Source organism: Pseudanabaena mucicola FACHB-723, from assembly GCF_014696385.1.
Taxonomy (GTDB): Bacteria; Cyanobacteriota; Cyanobacteriia; order Pseudanabaenales; family Pseudanabaenaceae; genus Pseudanabaena.
Genome location: NZ_JACJQB010000072.1, coordinates 1 through 9,745, shown reverse-complemented (window position 1 = coordinate 9,745; position 9,745 = coordinate 1). Strand labels below are relative to the sequence as shown.

Here is a 9,745-nt window from a genome sequence, read left to right as displayed (position 1 = left end):
GGCAGTATTCTTCTAACTTTTGTTGGTCTTCGGGTGTCATTGTCTTCGCGGGGAGCTTTTGCTCTATTATCTCATCTCTGCACTTATCAGTATTTATACTTTGCGCCTAAGTGAGATGCTCCCATCCGCGTCAGGCTAGGCACAACATGGTTGCCCGAAGATGTAATCAAAGAATTTAGCGAACAACTACTGAGTCAGGCAGGAACCAGCACCGTCAAATTTCCTTCTGAGCCTACCAACCAATGAGTAAATTTTGCTAAATAAAAAACAAGTTAATTGTGTTATTGTGTAAAAATAAGCTAGGTTAAATAAAAACATGATTTTAAATAAAAACAACATATCAATTCCTGAGTTAAAAACTGAGATCCAAAGTGTAATTGACAATATCAATGATGATAAAAGCAATGTTTTTGAGCATATACGAAAAAAATCCTTGCTATCTAAACTCAGTCGATTAAATGAAATAAGCAATATTTTGAATATTGAGAAATATAAAATTGTATTTATCGGTAAAATTGGTGCTGGTAAAACAACAGCTATATGCCATTTGTTTAATCTAGTTCAAGCTATTGATAAAAACATTGAGACTAAAAAAGGTAAAGTAAGTATAAAAGTTGTAGAACCATTGTTGTCAACTGCATCTGGTAGAACAACAATAAGTGAAGTAATTATTAAATCTGCTAAAAATATATACATTGAAATTGACCCTTACGATAGAGAAAAACTAGAACTATTAATTAATGACTTCTGTGATTCTTTTTATTGTGAAAAATCTAATAATGATGTAATTTCAACTGAAATGGAAAGAGCTCTTCGATCAATAACAAAACTAAATAAAATCACAAAAAAAATTAAAGAAGAAGATGGAAAAATCACTTCCAAAACAGTTGATTTGGCTGAAGAAAAAGCAAAAGAGGTATCTTTAGAAGAATTCAAAAGATATGCCTTTGAAAATGCCGATTTAGATAAACGATGTTACGACAGAGTAAATAGTCTAATTTTTTGCCCTGAGGTAGTTGATCCTAAACAATGGCTTAAAGAAACTTTTGATAAAGTTAATAAAGCTGATATTCCATCTTTGTCTATTCCCAAGACGATATTCATTTACATCAACAATCAAATTTTTGGCTTGTCTGAACTAGACGGTTTTGATTCGGTTATTGATACAAAGGGTATAGATGAGAGTCCGATAAGAGCAGATCTTCTAGACTATATTGAAAGAGAAGATGTAATTTGTCTTTTTACTTCTACATATAGCGATTCACCTGAAACCAATGTTCGCGAATTGATGAAGTATTTTTTAAGTCAACACTCAAAAAAATATGAAAATAGATTCGTCTCATTTGTCATGCCACGTAAAGGTGAGCCTGAAAAAGAAAATGATGGAGACGGGACTAGAGAAGTAGGAATAGAAATTAAGAAAGGAATTGTTCAAAGTGTTTTTGATAGGCTAAATCTTAACTTTCTTAAAGATAACATCCTGTTTTATGATGCGCTTCAGTGCTATGACGAAAAGGGTAGAATAGAACGAGACTATGATGAGCAAGATGTTCAAGACATGAAAAATGAAGTGGTTTTCGCTATAAACTATGTCATTGAAAATAGAAAAGATACCTTAATCAATGAAGTATGTGAAATTAGAAATAGCTTTCAGCAAATGCAGGAAGGGAAAACTTTATCAGAACAAGAAGTTGCGCTAATTGAAATAGCAGTTGCTAAGTTAAAAGATGTCCAAAGTTTAGACAAGCGAATTCCTAGCTTCATTTATGAAGAGTTTATTGATAAATATGTTGAGTATTACTCAGAAAATTATAAAGCTTGGAATACAAAAGATGCTATTCATAGGAGATTTGGAACTTTTGAGGAAAGAGGATTTGATACATTCTTTGATGCGAAAATTGTAGCAGAAGGGCTTGATGAGAATGAGATGCTCAAAAAGTTTACAAGGAATTTGAAGAATGATGTTGAACAAATAATTAATGAATTAGGTGAATCTCTTAAAGAAATAGATAGCTTGACTCCTGAAATAAAAAGGCAATTTGAAATTCAATATGATGCATTTGTTAGCAGGGTCGGTCGTCAAATAGAGGGCTTTTTAAGAAGTAATAATGAAAATCAAATTTTTTGGGCAGAATTAATTGATCGAAGGGGAAAAGGGGCTGGATATAATCAAGATGTTTGTACAATTTTACGTAGAAAATTAGAAATACTGGATACGGGTGTTTCTGCAAGCAGGTTACTACAAGAGTATTCTGAGAGAGAATGGAAAAACACTATACAAATAATTCTAGATTTTTTTGTCTCTAAGTAGATGTCTGTAAACTGCTTTGGTAATTCGATTGAAATCTATGAATACTCAATTAATAACATTAGTTATACAGACTGTCTAATCCGAAAAAGAAGAGTAGTTTTATACCCAGAAGAAAGAGTAAGGCAAGCATTAATCTTGTATTTAGTTAACTTTACTAATATTAATGCTGACAACTATGTAATTAAGGTGGAGTATAAAAATTTAGATATTGCTATATATCAGAAGCATAAAATTAAATATTTTCAGCCTGCCTGTCCTCCAATTTTAATAATTGAGGTAAAGAGTCAATTTGTTGATGTTTTAAATTTTGAATCTCAGTTGCTTAAATATTTAAGCTTAAATTCTTGCAATAATGGTATATTGACGAACTGTAGACAGTTGTATATATATTCAAAAAATAATAATTTTATCAAGACTAATTTAACTCTTTGTGAACTAGATAAGGTTTTGATCCAAGATAACTTTGATAAGGATATAGATCTTTTTGAAGATGCCAGAAATGGCAACATTGATAGCTTTTTGAAGCTAATTGAAAAATATGGAAAATCCAATACTATTACATTTCAATGTTCTATTTATAAAATGCCAATAGATACTTTTTTCGTGTCACATTCAATGGACTATATTTTCTTTGATTTATGTGGAGTAAAATCAAAGAAAAATCAACCAAAAATTAGAAAAAATGATTTTATTAAGTTGATTTCAATTTGTGGTCATTAACTAAGTGTAAAAAAGTGTGAACTAAATTCATCTGACTTTTGTGTTTGTTATCAGGTTTTGTTTTACTGATCTCTATAATTCACTCTTGTACGTGGTGAGAAATGCGATCGCTGCTAAGCTAGCCGCAGTGCAAAAAAATCTCGAACGAGATAGACAAGAACTGCCAATTCTGCAAAATCGAGTCAGTCAGCCCTTTGAGCAAGCACAGGAATACGAACAGAAATCTCATCGGTTAGGATTTCTGAAGGAGATGTTTGATGCGATCGCCTATGAATCTCCTGTCGATGATCATGAGTCAGACAACCGTGCAGAGGTCTCTTTCCCAGAAGAATCAAGAGAAATCTTCTGGGAAAGAGACTCTAGTGCGGCTCAACTGGAGCCACCATCAATGGCGATCGTGGAAGCATTGAGTCAGAGACAGTTCGAGGATTGGGTAGCCCAAGACTCGGAAAACTGGCTTGAACAAATCGTGCAGTTTGTGGGAGATCTCGATCTAACCGTGAGTAGCATGAAACTACCAGAGTCGATTGTATTCAAGTCAATGTCTAACTTTACAGTAGTAGGTAAACAGCTTATGATTCCGCAAAAGAATGTAAATGAGCAAAGAGAACAATTGACATTGTTCTAAATTAATTAAGTCAAGACTTACTCAATATTGTTTTTAGTCATCCCTATAGCAAAGTAGAATTTGTCGTCCAAAGTTTACAGGTAACGCGCCTCACTGCAACAAGATACTTAAACGAAATGACCAGAATAGGATTGATGAGTAGGCAAAAACTAGGACGGGATAACTACTACATTAACATTGCGCTGTTTAACTTATTGAGTAATGTGCATGGAAAGTAAGTTTTCATAATATGTATAGAAAAGTAGGTTTTTCTATACATATTATGAAAACATGTATAGAAAAGCAGGTTTTTCTATACATGTCAGCTTTAGTTTGACTTTTTCTACTTCATACCTCAGTCGAAAATCAAGACAATCATCTCCCATAACACCTTGAGGATTTACTGAGCAAGTATTGCGATAAATTTGACAAGTTAGGCATTGAGGGAAATTCATGCTGATTTTGGGTAATCTCCTAACTCACCCTTCTGATTGGATAGAAATTGAAGAATCGCTTCATCAAATGATTCTGGAGCGACTAAAAAAGCCCAATGGTTGCCATCCACTTTACGAATTTGGAGATTTGAGCAGTATGTTTTGTAGGGTTTAAGCTGCCATTCAGATTGATTTAGCCCTTGCTTTGGTTGGATAAAAAGAGTTGGTACAGTAATGGTTGTGGTTAATCCATCTATGCCTAAAATTGCCTCAAAAATGAGATTTCGGGCATGGGCGGGAAACTTACTGCGCCAAGAACCATCTGGTTGTTCGGCAATCGTAGCTCGAAAGACAGCTTCTTGGAATGGAGTCCAATCACGATATTGCTTAAGGGTTCGAGCAATTTTCTCGGCTTCGGCGTAGGTAGGGAATGTGCCAACAAGTTTTAAGAAAGGCAAGATGCGATAGAACAGAGGAAAAGTAAGTCTTACCCACCAAGGGAAACGTCCCATGAAAAAGGGATCGACAAAAATCAAACTACGAAAACGTTGTGGTGATTGCTGCGCCCAAAGCGAAACAGTTTTGGCACTCCAAGAATGAGCAATAATATGAACACTTTGCCACCCTAGAGATAACATTAAGCCCTCCAAGTCATCAATAATGCTCTCAAAAGAATAATTATCTGTAGGTTTGGTACTTTCCCCATGTCCACGTAGATCGGGAGCAACCACACAATAGCGATCACCTTGAGATGCGAGGAACTGCCCCAAATGTGACCAAACTAAACCACAGTCCGCCATGCCATGTAAACAGAGGACAGGCTCTTTTCCCTGTCCCCAAGATAGATATGACAATTGTAAATTTGGCAGTTCAATCGTATGGCGCTCAGGCATAATGAGTCATAAATATTTAAGTAGACTACAGACTAAAAAACTTTTCAGGCACTTAAGAAAATGAAGCAAAGCTGCAACTCAATCTTAGCTTATCCAAATTCTTCCATGTTCGTATCATAATTTTGAAGGCTTTCAGAAAAATGCGCTATTGCTAAAAGTCTGTGAAGATTTAAGATGTCAAAATGAACAAAGAAAATTATCAAATGTCACTGTATAAAAATAGCAGATATTATGTGATAGTGAGTTTCAAGCTATCAATGAAAAAGATAGCATCTAGGCTCAAAGACCATTATGGTTGCAAAATCCTCGAATGCGATCGAGATGCAGTAGCATTCTTGCCTCCAGAAGCTGGAACAATTCAGCAAATGCTAGCAAGTGGAAAAATACAAAACTGCACTGAACGAAATTCAAAAACATAAATCAGTGCAATTGAACCAAGCTTACCCATTCTAGAACAATTAACCTTGTTCTAAAGCTGCTAGTTTAAAAGAGAAAGTCTTCATTTGTAGAGACTTTCTCTTTTGGAAGATTATATTTTATTTCTTTAGTGAGAAGAGAGTAAAAAAAACGGCTCTAAGCAATACAACCCATCTATCATTTTTAGCTCACTTATACCTATCTGTTCAGCCGCTGATGCTAAACTCAAGTAAGAAGAAGAAAACCTAATCTAAAGCATGGCAACTCACTTAATTATCTATGACGGAATTTGTAATCTCTGTGTAAATTTTGTTAAAGCTTTAGAGCAAATTGATCGAGGAAAGATATTTTCCTATTTACCGATGCAAGACCTTGAAGGCTTGAGCAAGTGGCAAATAACCACGGCAGATTGTGAATTAGGGATGATCATGATTGACTTACAAGCACCAGTAACTAATCGTTGGCAAGGCAGTAATGCAGCCGAACAAATTGGAAAGCTATTACCTCTAGGTAATTTGGCAGTTAATTTTTATCAATTTTTGCCAGGTTTAAAGTCCCTTGGAGATCGCACCTACATCCAAGTTAGAGATAATCGTTATCAATTATTTGGGAAAAGGGATGAGCTTTATAATTCGCCTTATTCAGAAGCCTGTGACACAAATTGTAAGCAGTTCTCACCCTTGCCGCAAAAAGCTCAGTAATAGAAAGAATCGCTTGTAAAGTTTTAGCACTAATTTCACAGAAAATTAGAGAGAAGCATATTTTAGAATATCAATCGTAAAATAGACAATAAGGAACAGTTACCACTGAGTAGCAAAGTTTGTCAAAAGTCCTTAGCAGGATTTTTGTGGCGAAATATCAAGGAGTAAATAGAAATAATGACGTGGAAATATAATGCGTCGGATCTACCAACTGGAAGTGAATCGCGTCAAAGCCATATCGAATTCATCCGCGTAAACCTAGAACTACTGCTAGCCGTAGCATGGCATGGCTACGAAAGTGAAGACAGAGGAGCGATTGTCATCGATGTCAGCAAATCGAAAGAATCGCAAATCGGCATCAGCCCCTATCAAAAATGGCTGAACTCCGAAAGCTATGGCTGCTATTTGAGCCAAGCCACAGCAGAACGTATTGCCAAGGAATCGGGATATCCAAACCCATTTCAAAAGGATGAGAAAAGACAAATCAGGGAATACAAGCCCGAAAATCAAGTAGTAGTCTGCTTTATTCGCACCGATGGCGGCTTTAGCTCCTATGTGATCGCGCATCCGTTCCTAACCGCCAAACAAGCCTACGAAGCCAATAAAGCGAGAATCCAAGCTGAATTTGCTGTAGATAAACCCGAATAAACCCAATCTTCCAATCTTTCCCAAACCCCAAAGCCTCCTGATGCAAATCAGGAGGCTAATTTGTTATGGAGTCAAACATGACCCAAAAGAGATATAAAAGCATCCTGTGTGGAGTATTGCTCCTAGCGATCGCCATCCATCCCGACCAACATCACCTCGAAGAAAAGCAGCCAAAAATCATCTATACCCAACGTAGAAGAAGGAAGAGATTAGCTATTAGCCATTAGCTGTTAGCGATTAGCTAGATTCCAGAATTAATGCATGACTTTCCAAAAGCCAATCCTTGTCCTCAGCGTCAATACACAACCGACCAAAAGCTAACAGCCAAAAGCTAACAGCTAATTGCCAAAAATAAAAACCATGAACACAGCCGCCATGATCGCTACCCAGCAAGCATTGATCGACAAAGGGGCCGAATACTTAGGCGACCTGATTGCATGGTCAATCAGTGCCGAAACAAGACTCAGTGAAGCCACCTTAAAACGAGCCGCCGAGCAAGTCAACCTAGACTTCAGCTACCTTCCTGAAAGCCCAAATAAGCTAAGTGCATTTAAAAATGCGAAAACGAAAACTCACACCCAACTGAGTAATCAAAACCTTCTCATCCGTCAAATCTCCAATAACGGTGTACTGGTCTATGGATTTGTCCTTGAGAACAAGAACGAGAAAGACAAAAAGCTTCGCTATAACCAACTGGCAACCTATAGCTTTGATAAAAGCAACGAAACCACCAATTGGAATCGAGAAGACTGGAGCAGTGACAATGAATCCCTAATCGACATGGCAAGAACTACCTTCGACAAATGGTACACATGGAGCCAAGAAATCACCAGCAAAGAAATCCGCGCCATGCTGACCGAGTTCGTGAAGAAGTCTGGAGTGCCATTTCGAGAACGAGGCGGCACATACTTTGTGGCAAGAAGTTATCGACTAGAACTAACCGCCTTCCGCGAACTGCTACCCCTGATTCACCGAGAAAACAATATTCGTTGGATGCCGATCGCAGGTATCGGCGACATGGACATTATCGCCAGACAATCACTAGAAAAGGAAGTGCAATCGATGTCTCATTATCTAGACGAACTGCTAGATCCACAAAAGGTATCAGAAACTAAGGGCAGCACTTTGAAGAACCAACTTAAGGTATATCGGGAAGTAGAAGACAAGACGAAAATGCTATCCGAGCTATTGCAATTTCGCTCCGATGCACTGACCGACAAACTCGCCAAACTGCGCCAACGTTGCCTGAACGTACTGGACGAAATCACAACCAGCACAACCGACACCCCAGAAGAACAGCCCCATCAAACAGAACAGATTATCTCTGTACCAGAAGAAACCATCTGCGAACCAGTAGAAACAACAGCAGAAGTTAGCGAAGACAACCTCTTCGACCTCGGCTTCTAGCGAAGAATCGCGGGAGTAGCCAAAGCGCTACTCCCCATTCAACATCAAAGATTAAGAGGAAATTAGAAATGCTTACAGCCGAAATCGCGAAGACCAATGGACATATCACTGCCTTGACCGTAGCCCCAAAATCCGCCCTAGCAAAACTGCAACAACTGCGAGAAGAATTGCAAAACGTTTACTTAGACCGCAGCGAAGCGATCGACTTAATCTTGGTAGGGCTGCTTGCCAAAATGCATATTTTCCTAGGAGGCAAACCAGGCACAGGCAAAACCGAACTTGCCAAAGCAGTCTCCGACGCAATCACAGGAACTACCTTCTTTCATTACCTAATGACCAAAACCACCGTCGCCGAAGAAGTATTAGGAGCACCCGACCTCGCCGAATTACAAAAAGGCAAATTCGTGCGCGACACCGAAGCCATGTTACCCGAAGCGCACCTTGCCCTCATGGACGAAATTGGCAAAGCAAATAGCATTGTCCGTAACTCCGCCTTAGGACTGATGAACGAACGGGAATTTCTCAACGGTAAAACCAAACTCCAGTCACCATTGATTACCATGATTGGCTGCTCCAACGAACTCCTTGATGGCGAAGAAGACGGAGCATTTTGGGATCGACTGAGCCTGCGGTATATGGTCGATTATCTCGACGATGAAGACCTGCGAATATTACTGCTTCGCAAGACCAGCAACATCGCCGCACCCCAGATCACCACCATGCTGAGCCTAGACGAACTAGAGCAAATGCAAACCGCCGTGAAAAACGTGACATTCCCTGCCCCAGTGATCGATTCATTGATTGACCTGCAACGGGAACTGAAGAAAGAAAACCTGATCGTCAGCACCAGAAAATACGTGCAGATCGTCACCATTCTCAAAGCCTATGCCTACCTGCAAGAAGAAACCGAAGTAAGTGAAGACAGCTTCGAGATTCTCAATCATGTAATTTGGAATCATCCCAGAGAGCAAGCACTGATTAGAAAAATTGTTGCCAAAGTGGGCAATCCCGTGAACATCCAAGCCCAAGAAATCCTCGCCGCCATCACCGAAAAGCTGTCCGACTTAGGCAACTGTCCCACCTATGGCACAAAGAAACAGCAGGATGATTGGGCAACGGAAGGCTCTGGCGTATTGTCCGATATGCGAAACATGATTGACAGACTGCAAAGCCTGATTGCTCAACACCCGAACAGGGCAAAGAAAGCACAACAAGCAATCGCCGAAATTGAAACCAAGAAGAAACCATTACTAGCGAAAGTCAGCGAAATCATGTACGGCGCATAGAAAAACAACCAACAGAGAGCAGACTATCTGCTCTCTAAACTTTCTCAACTCATCAAAAACTAAAATGCAAGAATCATTAGTGTATGTAATTCCCAAATGGACAGAACTATGTGTCAGCGATTTCAAAGAAAAATCACCCAGACTAAGTGAAGTCATCGAAGAAGGCGATCGCAAAATCTACAACTTTGAAACCTTCGTCAGCGAAACCTACCATCGCCTGTAAGTAGCCATGCAGAATTATTTACACATATCCGAACTAATGGGAAGATTCTAAGAATCACCATATCCGAACTAATTACTGTGAGACTAATTGAGCCACTT

General features: G+C 38.6%; 10 protein-coding genes and 1 pseudogene. 10 read left to right on the top strand and 1 reads right to left on the bottom strand.

Annotated elements, in window-relative coordinates:
- The first annotated feature begins 316 nt into the window (after positions 1–316).
- From H6F41_RS18070 to H6F41_RS19450, 4 genes and pseudogenes are all read left to right on the top strand, one after another.
- Positions 317–2,311, top strand: coding sequence for a hypothetical protein (locus H6F41_RS18070; protein WP_190404854.1), 1,995 nt, complete (start codon positions 317–319; stop codon positions 2,309–2,311).
- A complete protein-coding gene (locus tag H6F41_RS18065; protein ID WP_190404853.1) occupies positions 2,312–3,031 on the top strand; it encodes a type I restriction enzyme HsdR N-terminal domain-containing protein in 720 nt (239 codons plus the stop codon). It abuts the gene before it with no gap.
- An 85-nt stretch (positions 3,032–3,116) separates the two neighbouring features.
- Complete coding sequence (locus tag H6F41_RS18060) at positions 3,117–3,659, top strand: hypothetical protein (RefSeq protein WP_190404852.1); 543 nt, start codon at positions 3,117–3,119, stop codon at positions 3,657–3,659.
- A gap of 20 nt (positions 3,660–3,679) precedes the next feature.
- Positions 3,680–3,877 (top strand): annotated as a pseudogene (locus H6F41_RS19450) (Fic family protein); the annotation flags it as partial.
- Positions 3,878–4,089: 212 nt separating this feature from the next.
- Here H6F41_RS19450 and H6F41_RS18055 read toward each other — a convergent pair.
- Positions 4,090–4,965 (bottom strand): alpha/beta fold hydrolase, encoded by an 876-nt coding sequence (locus H6F41_RS18055; protein WP_190404851.1) that lies wholly within the window; start codon positions 4,963–4,965, stop codon positions 4,090–4,092.
- Positions 4,966–5,639: 674 nt separating this feature from the next.
- Between H6F41_RS18055 and H6F41_RS18050 the strand changes: the two genes are divergently transcribed.
- The 6 genes from H6F41_RS18050 to H6F41_RS18025 all read left to right on the top strand — a co-directional run bounded on the left by H6F41_RS18050 (position 5,640) and on the right by H6F41_RS18025 (position 9,647).
- Complete coding sequence (locus H6F41_RS18050; RefSeq protein ID WP_190404850.1) at positions 5,640–6,083, top strand: thiol-disulfide oxidoreductase DCC family protein; 444 nt, start codon at positions 5,640–5,642, stop codon at positions 6,081–6,083.
- A 177-nt stretch (positions 6,084–6,260) separates the two neighbouring features.
- Complete coding sequence (locus tag H6F41_RS18045) at positions 6,261–6,731, top strand: hypothetical protein (RefSeq protein ID WP_190404849.1); 471 nt, start codon at positions 6,261–6,263, stop codon at positions 6,729–6,731.
- Positions 6,732–6,808: 77 nt separating this feature from the next.
- Positions 6,809–6,958: a hypothetical protein gene (locus H6F41_RS18040; RefSeq protein ID WP_190404848.1), complete on the top strand. Its 150-nt coding sequence runs from the start codon at positions 6,809–6,811 to the stop codon at positions 6,956–6,958.
- Between the two features lie 133 nt (positions 6,959–7,091).
- A complete protein-coding gene (locus tag H6F41_RS18035) occupies positions 7,092–8,138 on the top strand; it encodes a DUF6744 family protein (protein ID WP_190404847.1) in 1,047 nt (348 codons plus the stop codon).
- A gap of 68 nt (positions 8,139–8,206) precedes the next feature.
- Complete coding sequence (locus H6F41_RS18030; protein ID WP_190404846.1) at positions 8,207–9,424, top strand: AAA family ATPase; 1,218 nt, start codon at positions 8,207–8,209, stop codon at positions 9,422–9,424.
- Positions 9,425–9,488: 64 nt separating this feature from the next.
- Positions 9,489–9,647, top strand: a complete 159-nt coding sequence (locus H6F41_RS18025) for a hypothetical protein (RefSeq protein ID WP_190404845.1) — start codon at positions 9,489–9,491, stop codon at positions 9,645–9,647.
- Positions 9,648–9,745: the final 98 nt, after the last annotated feature.